General features: G+C 64.0%; 23 protein-coding genes. 20 read left to right on the top strand and 3 right to left on the bottom strand.

Annotated elements, in window-relative coordinates:
* The first annotated feature begins 46 nt into the window (after nt 1-46).
* The 15 genes from rpsN to A5906_RS21035 all read left to right on the top strand — a co-directional run bounded on the left by rpsN (nt 47) and on the right by A5906_RS21035 (nt 10,249).
* Nucleotides 47-352 (top strand): 30S ribosomal protein S14, encoded by a 306-nt coding sequence (gene rpsN / locus A5906_RS21105; RefSeq protein WP_018647251.1) that lies wholly within the window; start codon nt 47-49, stop codon nt 350-352.
* Between the two features lie 14 nt (nt 353-366).
* On the top strand, nt 367-765 hold the full coding sequence (gene rpsH / locus A5906_RS21100) for a 30S ribosomal protein S8 (protein WP_018647252.1): 399 nt from the start codon (nt 367-369) through the stop codon (nt 763-765).
* A 16-nt stretch (nt 766-781) separates the two neighbouring features.
* Nucleotides 782-1,315, top strand: a complete 534-nt coding sequence (rplF, locus tag A5906_RS21095; protein ID WP_080137237.1) for a 50S ribosomal protein L6 — start codon at nt 782-784, stop codon at nt 1,313-1,315.
* A gap of 11 nt (nt 1,316-1,326) precedes the next feature.
* Nucleotides 1,327-1,689 (top strand): 50S ribosomal protein L18, encoded by a 363-nt coding sequence (rplR, locus tag A5906_RS21090; RefSeq protein ID WP_080137236.1) that lies wholly within the window; start codon nt 1,327-1,329, stop codon nt 1,687-1,689.
* Between the two features lie 44 nt (nt 1,690-1,733).
* On the top strand, nt 1,734-2,327 hold the full coding sequence (rpsE, locus tag A5906_RS21085) for a 30S ribosomal protein S5 (protein WP_008136332.1): 594 nt from the start codon (nt 1,734-1,736) through the stop codon (nt 2,325-2,327).
* Nucleotides 2,328-2,350: 23 nt separating this feature from the next.
* Nucleotides 2,351-2,557 (top strand): 50S ribosomal protein L30, encoded by a 207-nt coding sequence (gene rpmD, locus A5906_RS21080; RefSeq protein WP_008136329.1) that lies wholly within the window; start codon nt 2,351-2,353, stop codon nt 2,555-2,557.
* Nucleotides 2,558-2,632: 75 nt separating this feature from the next.
* Nucleotides 2,633-3,118 carry a 50S ribosomal protein L15 gene (gene rplO, locus A5906_RS21075; RefSeq protein WP_018322273.1) on the top strand — a complete coding sequence of 162 codons (486 nt, stop codon included), beginning with the start codon at nt 2,633-2,635 and terminating at the stop codon, nt 3,116-3,118.
* 247 nt (nt 3,119-3,365) lie between these two features.
* Entirely contained in the window at nt 3,366-4,697 is a 1,332-nt protein-coding gene (gene secY / locus A5906_RS21070) for a preprotein translocase subunit SecY (protein WP_080137235.1), read from the top strand.
* A 131-nt stretch (nt 4,698-4,828) separates the two neighbouring features.
* Complete coding sequence (locus tag A5906_RS21065; RefSeq protein WP_245326820.1) at nt 4,829-5,926, top strand: preprotein translocase subunit SecY; 1,098 nt, start codon at nt 4,829-4,831, stop codon at nt 5,924-5,926.
* The gene (locus tag A5906_RS21060; protein WP_080137233.1) at nt 5,923-6,792 is read left to right on the top strand and encodes an adenylate kinase; all 870 of its coding nucleotides are present in this window, start codon (nt 5,923-5,925) and stop codon (nt 6,790-6,792) included. The genes A5906_RS21065 and A5906_RS21060 overlap by 4 nt, the downstream gene beginning before the upstream one ends.
* 187 nt (nt 6,793-6,979) lie before the next feature.
* The gene (gene rpsM, locus A5906_RS21055; RefSeq protein ID WP_018647258.1) at nt 6,980-7,348 is read left to right on the top strand and encodes a 30S ribosomal protein S13; all 369 of its coding nucleotides are present in this window, start codon (nt 6,980-6,982) and stop codon (nt 7,346-7,348) included.
* A gap of 122 nt (nt 7,349-7,470) precedes the next feature.
* Nucleotides 7,471-7,860 (top strand): 30S ribosomal protein S11, encoded by a 390-nt coding sequence (gene rpsK / locus A5906_RS21050; RefSeq protein ID WP_007603045.1) that lies wholly within the window; start codon nt 7,471-7,473, stop codon nt 7,858-7,860.
* Nucleotides 7,861-7,972: 112 nt separating this feature from the next.
* Complete coding sequence (locus A5906_RS21045; protein WP_060736365.1) at nt 7,973-9,004, top strand: DNA-directed RNA polymerase subunit alpha; 1,032 nt, start codon at nt 7,973-7,975, stop codon at nt 9,002-9,004.
* A gap of 166 nt (nt 9,005-9,170) precedes the next feature.
* A complete protein-coding gene (gene rplQ, locus A5906_RS21040; RefSeq protein WP_080137232.1) occupies nt 9,171-9,587 on the top strand; it encodes a 50S ribosomal protein L17 in 417 nt (138 codons plus the stop codon).
* A 203-nt stretch (nt 9,588-9,790) separates the two neighbouring features.
* A complete protein-coding gene (locus A5906_RS21035; protein ID WP_080137231.1) occupies nt 9,791-10,249 on the top strand; it encodes a hypothetical protein in 459 nt (152 codons plus the stop codon).
* A gap of 77 nt (nt 10,250-10,326) precedes the next feature.
* On the opposite strand, the gene A5906_RS21030 is transcribed toward A5906_RS21035, so the two are convergent.
* Complete coding sequence (locus A5906_RS21030) at nt 10,327-11,304, bottom strand: Bug family tripartite tricarboxylate transporter substrate binding protein (RefSeq protein WP_080137230.1); 978 nt, start codon at nt 11,302-11,304, stop codon at nt 10,327-10,329.
* A 191-nt stretch (nt 11,305-11,495) separates the two neighbouring features.
* Between A5906_RS21030 and A5906_RS21025 the strand changes: the two genes are divergently transcribed.
* Together A5906_RS21025 and A5906_RS21020 are read left to right on the top strand one after the other, a co-directional pair.
* Nucleotides 11,496-12,284 carry an SDR family NAD(P)-dependent oxidoreductase gene (locus A5906_RS21025; protein WP_080137229.1) on the top strand — a complete coding sequence of 263 codons (789 nt, stop codon included), beginning with the start codon at nt 11,496-11,498 and terminating at the stop codon, nt 12,282-12,284.
* A 9-nt stretch (nt 12,285-12,293) separates the two neighbouring features.
* Entirely contained in the window at nt 12,294-12,590 is a 297-nt protein-coding gene (locus A5906_RS21020) for a DUF1330 domain-containing protein (protein ID WP_080137228.1), read from the top strand.
* A gap of 108 nt (nt 12,591-12,698) precedes the next feature.
* Here A5906_RS21020 and A5906_RS21015 read toward each other — a convergent pair whose 3' ends face one another.
* Entirely contained in the window at nt 12,699-13,712 is a 1,014-nt protein-coding gene (locus A5906_RS21015) for a zinc-binding alcohol dehydrogenase family protein (RefSeq protein ID WP_080137227.1), read from the bottom strand.
* Between the two features lie 134 nt (nt 13,713-13,846).
* Here A5906_RS21015 and A5906_RS21010 point away from each other — a divergent pair, with 134 nt between their 5' ends.
* Complete coding sequence (locus tag A5906_RS21010) at nt 13,847-14,224, top strand: winged helix-turn-helix transcriptional regulator (protein ID WP_080137226.1); 378 nt, start codon at nt 13,847-13,849, stop codon at nt 14,222-14,224.
* A 42-nt stretch (nt 14,225-14,266) separates the two neighbouring features.
* Here A5906_RS21010 and A5906_RS21005 read toward each other — a convergent pair whose 3' ends face one another.
* Nucleotides 14,267-15,898, bottom strand: a complete 1,632-nt coding sequence (locus A5906_RS21005; RefSeq protein ID WP_080137225.1) for an OprO/OprP family phosphate-selective porin — start codon at nt 15,896-15,898, stop codon at nt 14,267-14,269.
* A gap of 377 nt (nt 15,899-16,275) precedes the next feature.
* Here A5906_RS21005 and A5906_RS21000 point away from each other — a divergent pair, with 377 nt between their 5' ends.
* Together A5906_RS21000 and A5906_RS20995 are read left to right on the top strand one after the other, a co-directional pair.
* Nucleotides 16,276-17,682, top strand: a complete 1,407-nt coding sequence (locus tag A5906_RS21000) for a DegQ family serine endoprotease (protein WP_080137224.1) — start codon at nt 16,276-16,278, stop codon at nt 17,680-17,682.
* Nucleotides 17,679-19,016 (top strand): replication-associated recombination protein A, encoded by a 1,338-nt coding sequence (locus A5906_RS20995; RefSeq protein WP_080137223.1) that lies wholly within the window; start codon nt 17,679-17,681, stop codon nt 19,014-19,016. The genes A5906_RS21000 and A5906_RS20995 overlap by 4 nt, the downstream gene beginning before the upstream one ends.
* The last annotated feature ends 51 nt before the right edge of the window (nt 19,017-19,067 follow it).

Genomic DNA, 19,067 nt, shown 5'->3' with positions numbered 1-19,067 from the left:
GACGCTGACCTAAAGCCTCTCAAACGCGGATACCCAGGAGCCAAGCATGGCAAAGAAGAGTTCAGTCGAGAAGAACAACCGGCGCAAGCGGATGGTGAAGAACGCCGCCGCCAAGCGCGAGCGGTTGAAGGCGATCATCGCCGACAAGAAGCTGCCGATGGAAGAGCGTTTCGCTGCGACGTTGAAGCTGGCCGAAATGCCGCGCAACTCGTCGGCGACCCGCATCCGCCTGCGTTGCGAGCTGTCGGGCCGCCCGCGCTCGAACTATCGCAAGAACAAGCTGTCCCGTATCGCGCTGCGCGACCTTGGCTCCAAGGGCATGGTCCCGGGCCTCGTGAAGTCCAGCTGGTAAGGAGGGTCGTTTAGATGTCTACGCACGATCCAATCAGCGATCTGATCACCCGCATCCGCAACGCGCAGATGCGCTCCAAGACCAAGGTGTCCACGCCTGGTTCGAAGATGCGCGAGAACGTGCTCGAGGTGCTGAAGTCCGAGGGCTACATCCGCGGTTACGCCACGCTCGAGCATCCCTCGGGCCGCAGCGAGATCGAGATCGAGCTGAAGTATTTCGACGGCGAGCCCGTCATCCGCGAGATCGAACGCGTTTCCAAGCCCGGGCGTCGTGTCTACGCCTCGGTGAAGAACCTGCCGCGGGTCAACAACGGGCTCGGCATTTCGGTGTTGTCGACGCCGAAGGGGATCATGGCCGACCACAGCGCGCGCGACGCGAATGTGGGCGGTGAAGTCCTCTTCACGGTGTTCTGAGAAGGATTTTTCATCCATGTCACGAGTTGGCAAAAGGCCTGTGGCGGTTCCGTCGGGTGTGACCGCGACCGTCGATGGGCAGACCGTCAAGATGAAGGGGCCGAAGGGCCAGCTTCAGTTCGTCGTCCATGACGACGTCGAGGTGAAGCTCGAGAGCGGCCAGATCAAGGTCAAGCCGCGCGCTGAGACCAACCGCGCCCGCGCGCTGTACGGTACCGCTCGCGCCCAGGTCGCGAATCTGGTCGAAGGCGTCACCAAGGGCTTCGAGAAGAAGCTCGAGATCACCGGCGTCGGTTACCGCGCCGCGATGCAGGGCAAGAACCTCCAGCTCGCGCTCGGCTACAGCCACGACGTGATCTATCCGATCCCGGAAGGGATCACGGTCACCGTGCCGAAGCCGACCGAGATCACGGTGGCGGGCAGCGACGTCCAGCGCGTCGGCCAGGTCGCCGCGGAGATCCGCGCCTACCGTCCGCCGGAGCCCTATAAGGGCAAGGGCGTGAAGTATGTGGGCGAATTCATCTTCCGCAAGGAAGGCAAGAAGAAGTAACGGAGCCGGTCATGTCCAAAGCCAAGGTTACGAATGCCCGGCGCAAGCGGAGTGTGCGGCTGAAGCTGCGCCGCTCCGGTGGCGGCCGTCCGCGTCTGTCGGTGTTCCGCTCGTCCAAGCACATCTACGCCCAGGTCATCGACGACCTGAAGGGTGAGACGCTGGCCTCTGCCTCATCGCTCGAGAAGTCGATGCGCGACGGCGGCAAGACCGGCGCTGACATCGATGCGGCGAAGGCGGTCGGCAAGCTGCTGGCCGAGCGCGCGGTCGAGAAGGGCGTCAAGGAAGTCGTGTTCGATCGTGGTGGCTACCTCTATCACGGGCGCGTCAAGGCTCTGGCCGACGCCGCGCGCGAGAGCGGGCTGAGCTTCTAACAGAATTTGAGGATTGAGGCGCAAGCCTCTGAAGGATTGGAAAAATGGCAGAACGCGAACAACGTGGTGGACGCGATCAACGCGGCGGCGGACGTGAACGCAAGGAGCGCGAGGAGCGCGACAGCGAGTTCGTCGACAAGCTGGTCCACATCAACCGCGTGGCCAAGGTCGTCAAGGGCGGCAAGCGCTTCGGTTTCGCTGCGCTGGTCGTGATCGGCGACCAGAAGGGCCGCGCCGGCTTCGGTCACGGCAAGGCGCGCGAAGTGCCTGAGGCGATCCGCAAGGCGACCGAGTCCGCCAAGCGCAACCTGACCCGCGTCTCGCTGCGCGAGGGCCGTACGCTCCATCACGACATCGCCGGCCGTCATGGTGCGGGCCGTGTATATCTGCGTGCAGCTCCCGCCGGTACCGGCATCATCGCCGGCGGCCCGATGCGCGCCGTGTTCGAGACGCTCGGCGTCCAGGACGTGGTGGCGAAGTCGATCGGCTCGTCGAACCCGTACAACATGGTTCGCGCGACCTTCGACGCGCTGAAGCATCAGGATTCGCCGCGTTCGGTCGCGGCCCGCCGCAACATCAAGGTGTCCACTCTGCAGTCGCGCCGTATCGGTGGCGATGCCGAGGCGGCTGCCGACTAACGGAAGCTTTGGAGTAGACTCCCATGGCCAAGGACGCCGCTAAGTCCAGCAAGACGATCAAGCTCGAGCAGATCGGCAGCGCGATCCGCCGCCATCACTCGCAGCGCTCGACGCTGATCGGTCTCAAGCTCAACAAGATCGGTCGCACCAGCGAACTGCAGGACACCCCGGCGGTCCGCGGCATGATCGAGAAGGTTCACCATCTCGTCCGCATCGTCGACGAGAAGTAAGAGGCGGCGCACGATCCCGAAAAGTGGATACCGGTTTTCGGTGAAGATCGTGCGCAAGACATAAGGAGAAGGGCGATGAAGCTCAGCGATATCGCCGACAACGCCGGCTCGCGCAAGAAGCGCATGCGCGTCGGCCGCGGCATCGGTTCGGGCAAGGGCAAGCAGTCCGGCCGCGGCGGCAAGGGCCAGACCGCGCGTTCGGGCGTGCGCATCAAGGGTTTCGAAGGCGGCCAGATGCCGATGCATCGCCGTCTGCCCAAGCGCGGCTTCAACAACATCTTCCGCGTCGAGTTCGCCGAGATCAATCTCGACCGGCTCCAGGAAGCGGTCGATGCCAAGAAGATCGACGCCGGCAGCGTCGTGAACGTCGAGGCCCTGGTGAAGGGCGGCGTGCTGCGCCGCGCCAAGGCCGGCCTGCGGCTGCTCGGCCGCGGCGAGCTCAAGTCGAAGCTCAACATCGAAGTGCATGGCGCCACCAAGACCGCGATCGCGGCGGTCGAGAAGGCCGGCGGCTCGGTGAAGATCCTCGCCCCCGCCAAGGAAGAAGGCGAGGCGGCGTAACAACTGCGTCATTGGCCCGCGGCACGCGAGCCTTTACGCATGCGGGACGTGGACTTATCGAAGCCGAGCCCCAGATAATGTCCGGCGTCCGCGAAAGCATGATCCGGAAAAGTGTGAAGCGGTTTTCCGACCAGATCATGCTCAAACGACAACCTAAAGCGCGATAATGAGACATCCTGGTTTCATCGCGCTTTAGTAGCCCGGCCGCGGGCATGACGGCGCAACAGGCGGCGGGAGAAAGTCCAAGATGGTCTCTGCAGCGGAACAACTGGCAGCCAATCTCAATTTCGGCGCGTTTGCCAAGGCCGACGAACTGAAGAAGCGCATCTGGTTCACCCTGGGTGCGCTGCTCGTTTATCGGCTCGGGACCTACATCCCGCTGCCGGGCATCGATCCCAACATCTGGGAGCAGGTGTTTCGCTCCCAGGCGGGCGGCATCCTCGGCATGTTCAACATGTTCGCCGGCGGCGGCATCCACCGCATGGCGATCTTCGCGCTGAACATCATGCCGTACATCTCGGCCTCGATCATCATCCAGCTCCTGACCACCGTCTCGCCGCAGCTCGAGGCGCTGAAGAAGGAGGGTGAGGCCGGCCGCAAGACGCTGAACCAGTACACCCGGTACCTGACCGTGATTCTGGCCGCGTTCCAGTCCTACGGTATCGCGGTGGGTCTGGAAGGCGCCGGCAACGTCGTCAGCGAGCCCGGCATGTTCTTCCGCCTGTCCACGGCGATCACGCTGACCGGCGGCACCATGTTCCTGATGTGGCTGGGCGAGCAGATCACCTCGCGCGGCATCGGAAACGGCATCTCGCTGATCATCCTCTCCGGCATCGTCGCCGAGCTGCCCGCGGCGCTTGCCAACATGCTCGAGCTCGGCCGTCAGGGCGCGATGTCGACCGGCCTGATCCTGGTCGTGATCATCATGGCTGTCGCCGTGATCGCCTTCATCGTGTTCATGGAGCGCGCCCAGCGCCGGCTCTTGATCCAGTATCCGAAGCGCCAGGTCGGCAACAAGATGTTCGAGGGCCAGTCCTCGCATCTGCCGCTCAAGCTCAACACCTCGGGCGTGATCCCGCCGATCTTCGCATCCTCGCTGCTGCTGCTGCCGACCACGGTTGCGAACTTCAACGCGGGCAGCGGTCCGGAATGGTTCCAGTGGATCACCACCCAGCTCGGCCACGGCCGTCCGCTGTTCCTGATCCTCTATCTCGCGCTGATCGTGTTCTTCGCGTTCTTCTACACCGCGATCGTGTTCAACCCGACCGAGACCGCGGACAATCTGAAGAAGCACGGCGGCTTCATTCCGGGCATCCGTCCCGGTGAGCGTACGGCCGAATATATCGACTACGTGCTGTCGCGCATCACCGTGCTCGGTGCGATCTATCTTGCCATCGTCTGCTTGATCCCGGAGATCCTGATCTCCTACGCCTCGGTGCCGTTCTACTTCGGCGGCACCTCGCTGCTGATCGTCGTCAGCGTCACCATGGACACGGTGGCGCAGGTGCAGGGCTATCTGCTGGCCCATCAGTACGAAGGCCTGATCCGCAAGTCCAAGCTGCGCGGCCGGCGCCGCTAGCCGCGGCGTCGCCGTAGATGAGCAGGGAGCTCGCGCGCCGAATCGCTTTCACGATTGGCGCGCTGCTCCTTTTCAGGCTCGGCACCCAGATTCCGATCGCGGGAGTGAACACGTCTGGCGTCTCGCCGGCGTTGGACATCATCGCCCGTCTCTCGCTCTTTGCGCTCGGGCTCGTTCCCTATCTGAGCGCGGCGATCTTCATCCGGCTGCTGTCCGTGGTGTGGCGCGGCCTGAATGCGATCGAGCGGTCGGGCGAGGCCGGCCGGCGCAAGATCGCACGGGCCACGTTCGGACTGACCTTGGGACTTGCGGCCTTCCAGGCCTACGGCATCGCTTCCGCGCTGACGGCCATTCCGGGCCTCGTCAGGAATCCCGACGGCTGGTTCGTGGTGACGGCGACGGCTTCGATGGTCGGCGGCGTCGTCGTGCTGGTGTGGTTGAGCGAACAGATCACCCGCTACGGCGTCGGTAACGGGCTGGCGCTGATCCTGAGCGTCGGCTTTGTCGTTGCTCTTCCGCGAGACATCGCTGGCATCGTGGATCTCGTTCAGAGCGGTGTGGTCTCGGGAAATCTCGTGCTCGGCCATGCCGTGTGCTGGGTCGTGATCGTTGCCGGGATCGTGCTTGTCGAAGGCGCGCGGCGAAATGTGCGGGTCCAATTCGGCGCGCTCAGCGTCGGCGCGCGGCAACTGCCGGTGCGCGATGCCGTGCTGCCGATCAAGCTCAACAGCGCCGGGTTTCTGATTCCGGTCACGGTGGCGCCGTGGATCTTCTTTCTGCCGCTCGCTTTTGCAGGCTTCATCCTGGGCGGCAATCACCCCCTGGTCGTAGCGGCCTATCGGCAACTGCAGTTCGGGCAGCCGGCACATCTCATTCTCGGTTCGATCGCCGTGTTCGTGCTCGTCTTCATCTACACGGCCTATGTCGTCGATCCCGAGCAAGCGGCCAAATCCCTGGCCGCGCAGGACGGCGCGATTCCCGGCGTCGCGCCGGGCGAGGCGACCGCCGACCATCTCGATCGCGTCGTGTCATTGACGACGGTCGTCGGAGCCGTCTACCTGACGGTGTTGCAGTTGATTCCGGAGGTCTTCGAGCTTTACGGGATCGGGCTGCCTTATAGTATGGTCGTCAATGGCGGTGCGGCGCTGGTTGTGGTTGGCACTGCTCTTGATATCAAAACACAGGTGCGCGACGTATCGCTCACCAATCCGGGGGGCGTACGCCGATGAGAATTATACTTCTGGGACCGCCGGGGTCGGGCAAGGGGACCCAGGCGCAGCTGCTGGTGCAGCGCTATGGCATCGTCCAGCTCTCGACCGGTGAGATGCTGCGCGCGGCCGTCGCGGCGGGAACGCCGGTCGGCCTGAAGGCCAAGGAAGTCATGGCGGCCGGCGGCCTCGTGCCCGACGAGGTCGTGGTCGGAATCATCTCCGACCGGATCGACCAGCCGGACGCCAAGAATGGTTTCATCCTCGACGGCTTCCCGCGCACCGTGCCACAGGCCGAGGCGCTGGATGAGCTGCTCAGGCACAAGCATCTCAAGCTCGATGCGGTGATCGAGCTCCGCGTCAACGAGAGCGCGCTTCTGAGCCGCGTCGAGACCCGTGTCGCCCAGATGCGGGAGCGCGGCGAAGAGGTCCGACTCGACGACACCCCGGAGGTCCTGACCAAGCGCCTGGCTAGCTACCGCAGCCAGACGGAACCCCTGATTCACTACTATTCCGAGCGGCGGAAGCTCTCCACCATCGACGGCATGATGGCCATCGACGAGGTCACCCGCGCCATCCACCGCCAGCTCCTGGCCCTCGGGGCGGTGGAACCCAAGACCCACGCCCGCAGCGCGGCCAAGTCAGGCCCGGCCAAGAAGGCCAACGCGGCGAAGAAAGCGGCCAAAAAGCCGGCGAAAACGGCCAAAAAGGCTGCCAAATCCTCCAAAAAGGCCGCCAAGAAGACCGTGAAGGGTGCCAAGAAGGCAGCCAAGAAAATGGCCAAGAAAACGGTCAAGAAAGCAGCTAAGACGACCGCCAAGAAGGCGGTCAAAAAGGGTGCCAAAAAGGCCGCAAAAAAGGTCACGAAAAAGCGAGCCAAGCGCTAGCAGCGGTTGACGAAAGCCCCCGGAATCCCCTAATAAGCCCCGCATCCAAGTCGGATAGTTTCAGACGATGCCGGGCCCCAGGAAGACCGGGGGTGGGCGTCGTGTTCGCGTTTGTGAACACCTGCCCGAGAACGCAAGCACTTAAAGCCCGATTCCTGACGAGGGATCGGCAACAGGAGAGAAGGCCGTGGCCCGTATTGCCGGCGTGAACATTCCCACCAACAAGCGCGTGCTGATCGCGCTTCAGTACATCCATGGCATCGGCCCGAAGATCGCCGGTGACATCATCGAGAAGGTGAAGATCCCCGAGGATCGTCGCGTCAATCAGCTCAGCGACGCCGAAGTTCTCCAGATCCGCGAAGTGATCGACCGCGACTATCTCGTCGAGGGCGACCTGCGTCGTGAGGTCGGCATCAACATCAAGCGTCTGATGGACCTCGGCTGCTATCGCGGCCTGCGCCATCGTCGCGGTCTGCCGGTGCGCGGCCAGCGTACCCACACCAATGCGCGTACGCGCAAGGGTCCGGCCAAGGCCATCGCCGGCAAGAAGAAGTAAGTTTTCGCATCCAGTCGCGGCGTGTGGCGAAAGGGGATGACCCGTTCGCCACGCGCTTTTCGTTCCACAGGTGTAGCCGCTGGCATTACGGCGGCGTTTGAGATCTTCAGGAAAGGGACTCAATGGGCAAGGAAGCCACCCGCGTTCGCCGTCGTGAGCGCAAGAACATCGCCTCCGGCGTTGCGCACGTGAACTCGTCGTTCAACAACACGACCATCACCATCACCGACGCGCAGGGCAACACGATTGCCTGGTCTTCCGCCGGCACGATGGGCTTCAAGGGCTCGCGCAAGTCGACCCCGTACGCCGCGCAGGTTGCCGCCGAGGACGTGTCGAAGAAGGCGCAGGAGCACGGCATGCGCACGCTGGAAGTCGAAGTCGCCGGTCCCGGTTCGGGCCGCGAATCGGCGCTCCGCGCGCTCCAGGCCGCGGGGTTCACCGTCACCTCGATCCGCGACGTGACCACGATCCCGCACAACGGTTGCCGTCCCCGCAAGCGTCGGCGCGTTTGATACGACATCGCGGGCGCATCGGCGCCCGCGATGACTTTACTAAGAAGCCGCGGGTGTGATCTGCGGCCTTTCTCCAACGCCAGTGTCTGCAACGGCAGTTCGACTGGCCTGTATGGGTGAAACAGTGACGATCCAGAAAAATTGGCAAGAACTGATTCGGCCGAACAAGCTCCAGGTCACGCCCGGCAGTGACCCCAGCCGTTTCGCGACCATCGTCGCCGAGCCGCTCGAGCGCGGCTTCGGCCAGACCCTCGGCAACGCGCTGCGCCGCATCCTGCTCTCCTCGCTCCAGGGCGCGGCGGTGCAGTCGGTGCACATCGACGGCGTGCTGCACGAGTTCTCCTCGATCGCTGGCGTCCGTGAGGACGTCACCGACATCGTGCTGAACATCAAGGACATCTCGATCAAGATGCAGGGCGAAGGCCCCAAGCGCATGGTCGTGAAGAAGCAGGGCCCTGGCGTCGTCACCGCCGGCGACATCCAGACCGTCGGCGACGTCACCGTGCTCAACCCGGACCTGCAGATCTGTACCCTCGACGAGGGCGCCGAGATCCGCATGGAGTTCACGGTCTCCACCGGCAAGGGCTACGTCCCCGCCGAGCGCAACCGTCCCGAGGACGCGCCGATCGGCCTGATTCCGGTCGACAGTCTGTACTCGCCGGTCCGCAAGGTCTCCTACAAGGTCGAGAACACCCGCGAGGGCCAGATCCTCGACTACGACAAGCTGACCATGACGATCGAGACCAACGGCGCGATCTCGCCGGATGACTCGGTGGCCTATGCCGCCCGCATCCTGCAGGACCAGCTCAACGTGTTCGTCAACTTCGAAGAGCCGCGCAAGGAAGTCGCCCAGGAGATCATCCCGGACCTCGCCTTCAACCCGGCCTTCCTCAAGAAGGTGGACGAGCTCGAACTGTCGGTGCGTTCGGCCAACTGCCTGAAGAACGACAACATCGTCTACATCGGCGACCTCGTGCAGAAGAGCGAAGCGGAAATGCTCCGCACTCCGAACTTCGGCCGCAAGTCGCTGAACGAGATCAAGGAAGTGCTGGCCCAGATGGGTCTGCACCTCGGCATGGAAGTGCCGGGCTGGCCGCCGGAGAACATCGACGAGCTCGCCAAGCGCTTCGAGGATCATTACTAAGCATTTCGTCGTTCCGGGGCGGCTCACAGAGTCGAGCCCGGAACCGCGAGATTCCGGATCGCCGCTTCGCGTCGTCCGGAATGACTGACCAGGGCGAACGCAGGCAGCCCACCTGAGCAACATGTCCGACGAACCGTCGCGGCAGTTTAAAGTAAGGACTACACACATGCGTCACGGCAAGGTTCATCGGAAGCTCAACCGCACGGCCGAGCACCGCAAGGCGATGTTCGCCAACATGGCGGCCGCGCTGATCAAGCACGAGCAGATCGTCACCACGCTGCCCAAGGCCAAGGAGCTCCGTCCGATCGTCGAGAAGCTCGTCACTCTCGGCAAGAAGGGCGGCCTGTCGCTGCGCCGTCAGGCCATCGCCGAGCTGCGCGACGTCGACATGGTCAAGAAGCTCTTCGACACGCTGGCGACCCGCTACAAGGACCGCCAGGGCGGCTACACCCGCATCATCAAGGCCGGCTTCCGCTACGGCGACAACGCCGCGATGGCCGTGATCGAGTTCGTCGATCGCGACGTCGATGCCAAGGGCCAGGACTCCGGCCCCGTGCAGGAGAAGGAAGCCGAGGCGGCGTAAGCCACTCAGCAGATCTGAATTGAAAGCGGCGCCCTCGGGCGCCGCTTTTTTTGTCTGCAACGTCGCGCGTGTACCGTCCGGCCTCGCTGCCGTGCGGCCTTTCTCACGCCACGAATGCAACTCTACTGTTCGCGTTCAACCTCCGGGGGAAAGCGATGTTTAAGCCGCGATACATGATTTCCATTGTCTTTTTGGCGTTTTCAATGATCTGGCCGGTCGGCCTCGCGCAGGCCCAGCAGGCATTTCAGCGCTTTCTGCCGTTCCTGGTCGATCTGAATGGTTGGGAAGGCAAGAAGCCGGAGGGCATGTCGATGCAAATGGCAGAGACCAGCGTGACCACTGCGACGCGCGACTACGAACGCGGTGAGGCGCAGGCTCACGCCACCATCATTCTCGGCCCGGCTGCCGAGGGCGCGCTGGCGCCGATTCAGAGTGGCATGAATGTCCAGACGGCGGATGGTCACATGATCACCGGCAGCGCGCGGGGCATGCAGGTTTTCAAGACCTTCCACGTCCAGGACAAGTCCGGCACGCTGATCGTCGCGCTTGGCAAAGAGGCGGTGTTCAGCTTCACCTATCAGGGCGTCGGCGAGGACGAGGCATTGGCGCTCGCCGACAGGTTCGACTGGAAGGCAATTCAGGCCGTCGCGGAGAAAAAATGACGGTGTAGCAGGGGGACCTGTAGGGCGGGCACGGCGCACTTGCGCCGTATCCAGCACTTCCGTTGGCGAGCGGAAGATTACTCCTCCTTGATCCCCGCCTTCTGCGCGATGTCCTTCATCTCCGCCGTCTCCTTGGTCACCGCGCCGGCCCAATCGTCGAAGCGCGCAAAGCCCGGCTCGAAGCCGACCTTGCTGAAGCGCTCGGCGACGGAGGGACTGTTGATGATCTCCTCCAGCGTCGCCGACAGCTTGTTGCGAACGGCCGGCGGCAACCCCTTGGGCGCGACCAGCGCGCCCCAGGACGCGAAGTCGATGTTGCCATAGCCGAGCTCGGCGAGCGTCGGCACGTCGGGCAGGAAGGGCGTGCGCTTGCCCGAGAACACGGCGAGCACCTTGACCGTGCCGGCCTCGATCTGTGGCTTCACGGCAATCACGGTGTCGACGTGGTACTGGATGTGCTTGCCGATCAGGTCGTTCATCGCCGGCGCGCTGCCTTTGTAGGGCAGGTGGACCATCTTGACCCCGGCGGCCGACTTGAACAGCTCGCCGGCGAAATGCGACACGGTCGCGACGCCGAAGGAGGCCAGCGACAGCTTGTCGGGATTGGCCTTCGCCTCGGCGACGAGCTCAGCCACGTCCTTGATCGGGTTGTCCTTGTAGGTGACCAGCGCCAGCGTGATCTTTCCGGTCCGGCCGATTGGCTCAAAGTCCTTGGCCGCATCGTAAGGCACGCTTTCCTTGACGGCCGCCGGCAGCGTGAAGCTCGAGTTTGAGCTGAAGAACAGAGTGTATCCGTCGGGCTCCGAGCGCGCGACTTCCTTGGCTGCGATCGTGGTGCCGCCCCCGGGACGGTTCATGATGATCACGGGCTTGCCGAGCCGCGTCTCCAGGTCGCCGCCGATGATGCGCGCGACCACGTCGGAGGCGCCGCCGGGCGGGAAAGGGACGATCATTTGCAGCGATTTTTCCGGATAGACCGCCTGGGCCGGCGCGGGCGAATTGCTGCCTATCAGGCCGAGCAACCCAAGCGCGACAGTTAGAGCGGTTCTCTTCATCGTATGGTCCTTCCGTGTTCGCATCGGATGTGGCTTAGCAATAATCATTCCATCTGCAGCCGAGACATGGGCACGTAGGACCCGCGCGGCTGTCGGATCGGCCGCTGATCGTGTCACTGATTGGTGAGTGCCGATTGCGTCCCGATCCGCTCCGTCCGATATCCCCACCATCGACCTGATGGAGATAGTACATGATCATCGACCTTTCCGGAAAGACCGCACTCGTCACCGGCTCGACTGCCGGCATCGGCCACGCCATCGCCAAGGGGCTTGCTGCATCCGGCGCCAGCGTCGTGATCAACGGGCGTGGCCAGGACAAGGTCGATGCCGCGGTGCGTAGGCTGGAAGGAACCGGCGCCAAGGTCCGCGGCATCGCTGCCGATGTTTCCACGGCTGCGGGCTGCAAGGCGCTGGTGGCCGCTCTGCCCGAGGTCGACATCCTCATCAACAACGCCGGCATCTTCGAGCCGAAGGACTTCTTCGACATTCCCGACGAGGACTGGAGCCGCTTCTTCGAGGTCAACGTGATGAGCGGCGTGCGGTTGTCGCGGGCCTACATGAAGGGCATGCTCAAGCGCAACTGGGGCCGCATCGTCTTCATCTCCTCGGAGTCCGGGCTCAACATTCCCGTCGAGATGATCCACTACGGCATGAGCAAGACGGCCCAGCTTTCGGTCGCGCGGGGCCTCGCGCAGCTCACCCGCGGCACGGGCGTTACGGTCAATTCCGTGCTGCCGGGCCCGACCATGTCGGAGGGCGTCGAGACCTTCGTGAAGGATCTCGCGAAGCAAAACGGGCAGTCCGTGGACGAAGCCGCGGCCAACTTCGTCAAGCAGCATCGCCCGAGCTCGCTGATCCAGCGCTTTGCGAGTGTCGAGGAGATCGCGAACATGGTTGTTTACGTCGCCTCGAAGGAGGCGTCTGCGACCAACGGCGCGGCGCTGCGGGCGGAAGGTGGCATCGTCAATACGATCGCGTAAGAGCAGCCTATGACCGCTTATGTGATTTCCGAAGTCGAGATGCGCGATCTCGAGGGATTTGAAGCCTATCGCGCGCTCGCCGCGAAGACGATCGCGGAGTTTGGCGGGCGCTATCTTGTCCGTGGCGGCAGGGCCGAGCTGGCGGAAGGCAACCTTCCGCCGAAGGCCATCGTCATCGTCGAATTCCCTTCGATGGCGAGGCTAAAGGAATGGTACGCCTCGCCGGAATATGCCGAGGCATTGAAGATCCGCGCCGGTGCGCTGGAGCGGCGACTGCTGTTCGTTGAAGGCGTGCCAGTGCCGTAGTGCCGTAGGGTGAGCAAAGCGCAAGCGTGCCCACCACCTTGATTGCGCGTGTCGAGGCGACGGTGGGCACGGCGCAAGTGCGCCTTTGCCCGCCCTACGATGTCTTCGCTACCAGCCCTCCAGCACGATCTTGCCGCGCGACTTGCCGCTCTCGAGCAGCGCATGCGCGCGCTTGAGGTTGGCAGCATTGATCGTGCCGAAGGTCTGATCGAGCGTGGTGCGCAACACGCCCTTGTCGATGAGGTCTGCGACGTCGTTGAGTAGATGATGCTGCGCGATCATGTCGGGCGTCTGGAACGACGAGCGCGTGAACATCGATTCCCAATGCACCGAGATCGCTTTGCCCTTGAACGTGCTCATGGTGAATTCCGGGGGATCGTCGATCAGGCCGAACCGTCCCTGCGGCGCCATGAAGTCGGCGATGCTCTTGTAATGCTGGTCGGTGAAGGTGAGGCTCGCCACCAGCGCGACCGGCGGCAGCTTTAGCTTCTCGACCTGCTCCTTCATCGGCTTGCCATGGTCGATTACCGCATGCGCACCGAGATCGAGGCACCATTTCTGCGATTCCGACCGCGTCGCGGTGGCGAGCACCGTGAGGCCGGTGAGGCGGCGCGCGAGCTGGATCAGGATCGAGCCGACGCCGCCGGCGCCGCCCGTGATCAGCAGCGTGCGCGGATCGACGCTCTTGCCGGGCACGGCGCCGAGCCGGTCGAACAGCAATTCCCAGGCGGTGATGGAGGTGAGGGGAAGTGCTGCTGCCTGCGCGAAGGACAGGCTCTTCGGCTTGTTGCCGACGATGCGTTCGTCGACCAGGTGGAATTCGGCATTGGTGCCCTGGCGCAGGATCGAGCCGGCGTAGAACACCTCGTCGCCCGGCTTGAACAGCGTGACCTCGGGCCCGACGGCATCGACCACGCCGGCCGCGTCATACCCCAGGATCTTGGTCTCGCCCTCGGGCGGGGCGGCACGCTTGCGCACCTTGTAATCAACCGGATTGGCCGAGATCGCCTTCACGGCGACGCGGATGTCGCGCCCCTTGGGCTCGGGTTTTGCGGTCTCGAAATCGATCAGTGAATCCGCGTCCTCGATCGGAAGCGACGTCTTATATCCGACGGCCTTCATGGCGTGTCTCCATCAGTTGGCGCGATAGCTTGTCGTGTGCGCCCGGCCTGCTAACTGTCCCTGTAGCGTCCGTTTGGCAAGTACTGTAAATTCGGGGATATAGTCCCTGTTTGGATACTATTGGAAAAACACGCATGAAACGGCGCAATTTTGCCCGTCGTCCCGGCTGCTCGGTCGAGGCGACGCTGGATCTGATCGACGGCAAATGGAAGGGCGTGATCCTCTACCACCTGCAGAGCGGAACCCAGCGCTTCGGCGAATTGCGCCGCCGGATGCCCGGCATCACCCAGCGCATGCTGACCAAGCAGCTGCGCGCGCTGGAGGAGGACAAGCTCGTCATCCGCAAGGTCTATGCCGAGGTGCCGCCGCGGGTTGAGTATTGCCTCTCCGAGCTCGGCGAGAGCCTCAAGCCGGTGATCGACATCCTCAAGGCCTGGGGCGAGAGCCACCAGCAGCGACTCTCCTGCGCGCCGGCGCCGGTGGTCGTGAAGAAGCCGAAACGCGCCGCGTGAGTGTCCGGGGAGCGGCATCTGCCGCTCCCGGACCGTATCGTCTCAGAACGCGAACTGGGTGCGCATCGCGACCGCGTCGAACTTCGAGCCGACGTCGGCGGTCGAGACCGGCGAGGACTGCCTCGATACCGTGCCATGCAGATAGTCGAGCATGAAGCGGACATTGCCGTTGACGTACCAGTTGAGCGCGAGCGTGTAGACCGTCTGGCGTCCGCCGGGGATGCCGGCGGCAGTCCCGAGCTGATCATTCAAGTCCATCGTGGAGTAGCGGCCGGCGATCTCCCAGGCGCCCCAGCCACCGCCATCGAGCGAGAACGGATGATCGGGCTTGACGCCGCCATAGGCGGCATTGCCGGGATTGTACTTGCGCGATTCACCGGTCAGGACGTAGGCCGCTTGCGCGTAGCCGCCCTGGAATTTCAGGCTTGGCGCACCGATCAACGGTACGCCGGTGTTCGCGTTGCGATCAATGTTGAACCAGTAGTACTCGCCCTGGACCCAGAGGGGTCCGTAGGTGGCTGCGGCTTCGACGCCATAGACCTGTGCGCCCGACACATTTGCAATCGCTCCGGTCGAGATCAGCGTTGTGGGGTCGATGCGCAGCTCGGGCCGATCGCTGAGCGTAAGCGTTTGCGTGTTCGCGACCAGATTGCGCGGCGGCTGAATCAGCCACTGCGCGTCGCCGCCGAGATGCACCGAGTAGTCCTTGCCGCTGACGACCTGGCCTGCAACGCGGGCGGTCGCGCCGTATTGTTCGCTGGTCCCGGGAGGTGAAACGCTCGAGGCCGAGTGAATGGCACCTGTGGTCGGGCCGGTCACGTAAGCGCCGGCGTAGAACTCGTCGTTGTACCAGCGAGCGCCGGCGGCAGAACGGAAATCGCCGGCGGCGATATTTTGCGCGATGATGCCGACCGAGGCGCGCTCCATGAAGGCGATGTCGTTGGAGCTCGTGGATTCATCCATGGTCCAGGCGATATCCATGACGCCGGCTTCGATCGCCATTTTGCCGCCGAACGGCTTCAGCCCCGTGTAGCTGATATACGCGTTCTCGATGCCGGACGTGCCTCCGCCGGGCAGGAAGCCGACGGCGGTCGTGCCGGCGGCGCCAGTGCCGCCAAAGCCGTCCGACGAGCCGCCGAAATCGTAGATCAGGGCGAAATTCCAGTCATTGAGGAATTTACCGGTGACGCCGATGCGCGCGCGGCGGACGTTCTCGCCGCTGTCCAGTTTCTGCGGCACGGTGGCTGTGGTGTTGGGGCGGTAATCGTAGCCACCGACATCCCAATGCACGCGGCTGGTGATCGCGACGCAGTTGGCTTGATCCGCGGTACAGATCGTCGGCCGGTTGTTCGGCATCGTCACCACGACGCCGGACGCAGGCGCCGGGCCCTTGACCGGAATCGCCGCATTCGCGTTGGCGACCACTGCCTTCGCCTCCGAGCGCGCTTCGGCCTTTGCTTCAGCCTTCGCCTCGGCTTTGGCTTTCGCCGTCGCGGCGGTGTTCGCCGCGGTCTGGCTTTGCAGCTTGTCGAGCTTCTGCTCCAGCAGCTTCAGCTGCTGCTTCAGCAGTGCGATTTCCTGCTCGCTGCTGCTGGCCGATTGGGCCTGGGCCTCCGAGGCCGCCAGCGCACTGGCGAGACCAATCGCCGTGGCTGCAAGTCTTGTCCTGCTCACGTTACGCCTCCATCGTTTGACGAGCTTCCCCAAGTCACTTCCCCAAATCACTTCACCAAGTCACTGCCTAAGTCACTGCCCTAGGTCACTTCCTCAAGTCGCGAACGGAGAGCCTAGGTATGATCGATGACTGCCCCGCGACGCTGCGCCCGGTTGCGTAGGTTCCCACTGATGCAAATTCGCCGCAACCGAATCCGCTTCTCATCAACATGCTAGATGACGCGCATCATGCCAATCCGTCGCCCGGGCAAATTGCCGATTCGCAAGGTCCATTTGCATTCCGGACACACCGGGGAGGGGGCCAATATTGCCGCTTCGCGCCCTTCTATTGGGGGGCGAACGCGCCTATATTCCGACGTCTTTTCCAAGAGGTAGGAATGTTTCGATCGACCTGGACTGCCGTCGTCACGGCATTGTGCATAGCCTTTTCGGCCCACTTCAATCCGACTGCTGCGCAGGACCGTCGGGTTCCGTCATCGCCGGCCGAACTGCGGCTGTCTTATGCGCCGATCGTGCAGAGGGTGCAGCCGGCGGTTGTCAACGTCTATGCCGCCAAGGTGGTGCAGAACCGCAATCCGCTGCTGGATGATCCGATCTTCCGCCGCTTCTTCGGCGTGCCGGGCCAGCAGCCCGAGCAGATGCAGCGCTCGCTCGGCTCCGGCGTCATCGTCGATGCCTCCGGCCTCGTCGTCACCAACGTCCACGTCATCGAGGGCGCGGACCAGGTCAAGGTGTCGCTGTCGGACAAGCGTGAGTTCGAGGCCGAGATCCTGCTGAAGGATTCGCGCACCGATCTCGCCGTGCTGCGCCTGAAGGACACCAAGGAGAAATTCCCGACGCTGGACTTCACCAATTCCGACGAGCTGCTGGTCGGCGACGTCGTGCTCGCGATCGGCAATCCCTTCGGCGTCGGCCAGACCGTGACGCACGGCATCATCTCGGCGCTGGCGCGCACGCAGGTCGGCATCACCGACTACCAGTTCTTCATCCAGACCGATGCGGCGATCAATCCCGGCAATTCCGGGGGCGCGCTGGTCGACATGAGCGGCAAGCTTGCCGGTATCAACACCGCGATCTATTCGCGCTCCGGCGGCTCACAGGGCATCGGCTTTGCGATTCCCGCCAACATGGTGCGCGTCGTCGTCGCCTCCGCCAAGAGCGGCGGCAAAGCGGTGAAGCGACCCTGGCTCGGTGCGAAATTGCAGGCGGTGACGCCGGAGATCGCCGAGAGCCTCGGTTTGCGCTCGCCGACCGGCGCGCTGGTCGCGAGCGTGGTGTCGAACGGTCCCGCGGCCAGGGCCGGCCTGAAATCCTCAGACCTCATCACCGGGATCGACGGCCAGACCGTGGATGATCCCAACGCCTTCGACTACCGGTTCGCGACGCGTCCTTTGGGCGGCACCGCACAGATCGACGTGCAGCGCGGCGGCAAGCCGGTCAAGCTGACCGTGGCGCTGGAGACCGCGCCCGATACCGGGCGCAACGAGCTCGTTATTACCGCGCGTTCGCCGTTCCAGGGCGCGAAGGTCTCGACCATCACGCCGGCGGTTGCCGACGAGCTGCATCTGGACGCCGACACCGAAGGCGTCGTGATCGCCGATCTCGGCGGCGACAGCGCGGCGGCGAGCGTGGGCTTCCAGAAGGGCGACATCATCCTCGCCGTCAACAACCAGAAGATCAGCAAGACCGGCGACCTCGAGAAGGCCGCGGGCGAACGTCCGCGGATCTGGCGCATCACGCTGGTGCGCGGCGGTCAGCAGATCAACGTCACGCTGGGCGGATGAGTCCGAAGCGACCACGGGAGACGCCAACTCTCTTCGCCGCGGCGGGGCTCGATCACGAGGCTCCGCATCCGCTGCCGGATCGCTTGCGCCCGCGCACGCTGTCGGAGGTCGTCGGCCAGGATCACATCCTCGGCCCCGACGGCGCGCTGACGCGCATGCTGGAGACGCGCACATTGGGCTCGCTGGTGTTCTGGGGTCCGCCTGGCACCGGCAAGACCACGGTGGCGCGGCTGCTGGCGGACGCCACCGATCTGCATTTCGAGCAGATCTCCGCGGTGTTCTCCGGCGTCGCCGACCTGAAGAAGGCGTTCGATGCCGCGCGCGCCCGCCGCGAGATGGGCAAGGGCACGCTGCTGTTCGTCGACGAGGTGCACAGATTCAACCGCGCCCAGCAGGACTCGTTTCTTCCCGTGATGGAAGACGGTACGGTGGTGATGGTCGGCGCTACCACCGAAAACCCGTCCTTCGAGCTCAACGCGGCGCTTTTGTCCCGCGCGCGCGTGCTGGTGTTTCGCTCGCTTGACGCCGCCGCGATCGAAAAGCTGTTCGCACATGCCGAGGCGGTCGAAGGCAGGAAGCTGCCGCTCGATGCGGAGGCGAGGGCGGTGCTGGTGCGCATGGCCGATGGTGATGGCCGCGCGTCGCTGACACTCGCCGAAGAGGTCTGGCGTTCGGCGCGAGCAGACGAGATTTTCAATGCGGCGCAGTTGCAGGACATCCTGCAGCGCCGTGCGCCGATCTACGACAAGTCGGCCGACGGCCACTACAATCTGATCTCGGCGCTGCATAAATCGGTGCGCGGCTCCGATCCCGATGCAGCGCTCTATTACCTTGCGCGCATGCTCGATGCCGGCGAGGACCCGCTGTTCCTGGCCCGCCGCGTCGTGCGCATGGCGGTCGAGGACATCGGCCTTGCCGATCCGCAGGCGCTCGTCATCGCCAATGCGGCCAAGGATGCCTTCGATTTCCTCGGCCATCCCGAGGGCGAGCTCGCCATTGCACAGGCCGTGGTCTATCTCGCCACCGCGCCGAAATCGAATGCGGTCTATACCGCCTTCGGCACGGCGATGCAGGTCGCAAAGCAGGCCGGCTCGCTGCTGCCGCCAAAACACATTTTGAACTCGCCGACCAAGCTGATGAAGTCGGAAGGCTATGGCGCGGCTTACGAATACGACCACGACGCGCCGGATGCCTTTTCGGGGCAGGACTACTTCCCGGAAGCCCTGGGCCGCCAGACGTTCTACGATCCTCCCGAACGCGGCTTCGAACGGGAGATCCGCAAGCGGCTGGATTACTGGGCCAAGCTGCGCAAGGAGCGGGGCGGCTCGCGCTAGAGGCGGCCATTTCGTCGTGACGGAAGGCCGCTTTTAGGGTACGCAGGCGTT

Source organism: Bradyrhizobium sacchari, assembly GCF_002068095.1.
GTDB lineage: Bacteria > Pseudomonadota > Alphaproteobacteria > Rhizobiales > Xanthobacteraceae > Bradyrhizobium > Bradyrhizobium sacchari.
This window is presented reverse-complemented; position numbering and strand designations above follow the sequence as displayed.

Coding starts and splice junctions, on each gene's coding strand:
- rplQ (WP_080137232.1), top strand. CDS start 9,171: ATGCGTCACGGCAAGGTTCATCGGAAGCTCAACCGCACGGCCGAGCAC.
- A5906_RS21020 (WP_080137228.1), top strand. CDS start 12,294: ATGACCGCTTATGTGATTTCCGAAGTCGAGATGCGCGATCTCGAGGGA.
- rpsK (WP_007603045.1), top strand. CDS start 7,471: ATGGGCAAGGAAGCCACCCGCGTTCGCCGTCGTGAGCGCAAGAACATC.
- A5906_RS21015 (WP_080137227.1), bottom strand. CDS start 13,712: ATGAAGGCCGTCGGATATAAGACGTCGCTTCCGATCGAGGACGCGGAT.
- rplO (WP_018322273.1), top strand. CDS start 2,633: ATGAAGCTCAGCGATATCGCCGACAACGCCGGCTCGCGCAAGAAGCGC.
- A5906_RS21035 (WP_080137231.1), top strand. CDS start 9,791: ATGATCTGGCCGGTCGGCCTCGCGCAGGCCCAGCAGGCATTTCAGCGC.
- rpsH (WP_018647252.1), top strand. CDS start 367: ATGTCTACGCACGATCCAATCAGCGATCTGATCACCCGCATCCGCAAC.
- rpsE (WP_008136332.1), top strand. CDS start 1,734: ATGGCAGAACGCGAACAACGTGGTGGACGCGATCAACGCGGCGGCGGA.
- rpmD (WP_008136329.1), top strand. CDS start 2,351: ATGGCCAAGGACGCCGCTAAGTCCAGCAAGACGATCAAGCTCGAGCAG.
- rplF (WP_080137237.1), top strand. CDS start 782: ATGTCACGAGTTGGCAAAAGGCCTGTGGCGGTTCCGTCGGGTGTGACC.
- A5906_RS21010 (WP_080137226.1), top strand. CDS start 13,847: ATGAAACGGCGCAATTTTGCCCGTCGTCCCGGCTGCTCGGTCGAGGCG.
- rplR (WP_080137236.1), top strand. CDS start 1,327: ATGTCCAAAGCCAAGGTTACGAATGCCCGGCGCAAGCGGAGTGTGCGG.
- A5906_RS21025 (WP_080137229.1), top strand. CDS start 11,496: ATGATCATCGACCTTTCCGGAAAGACCGCACTCGTCACCGGCTCGACT.
- A5906_RS21000 (WP_080137224.1), top strand. CDS start 16,276: ATGTTTCGATCGACCTGGACTGCCGTCGTCACGGCATTGTGCATAGCC.
- A5906_RS20995 (WP_080137223.1), top strand. CDS start 17,679: ATGAGTCCGAAGCGACCACGGGAGACGCCAACTCTCTTCGCCGCGGCG.
- A5906_RS21030 (WP_080137230.1), bottom strand. CDS start 11,304: ATGAAGAGAACCGCTCTAACTGTCGCGCTTGGGTTGCTCGGCCTGATA.
- A5906_RS21060 (WP_080137233.1), top strand. CDS start 5,923: ATGAGAATTATACTTCTGGGACCGCCGGGGTCGGGCAAGGGGACCCAG.
- secY (WP_080137235.1), top strand. CDS start 3,366: ATGGTCTCTGCAGCGGAACAACTGGCAGCCAATCTCAATTTCGGCGCG.
- A5906_RS21045 (WP_060736365.1), top strand. CDS start 7,973: ATGGGTGAAACAGTGACGATCCAGAAAAATTGGCAAGAACTGATTCGG.
- rpsN (WP_018647251.1), top strand. CDS start 47: ATGGCAAAGAAGAGTTCAGTCGAGAAGAACAACCGGCGCAAGCGGATG.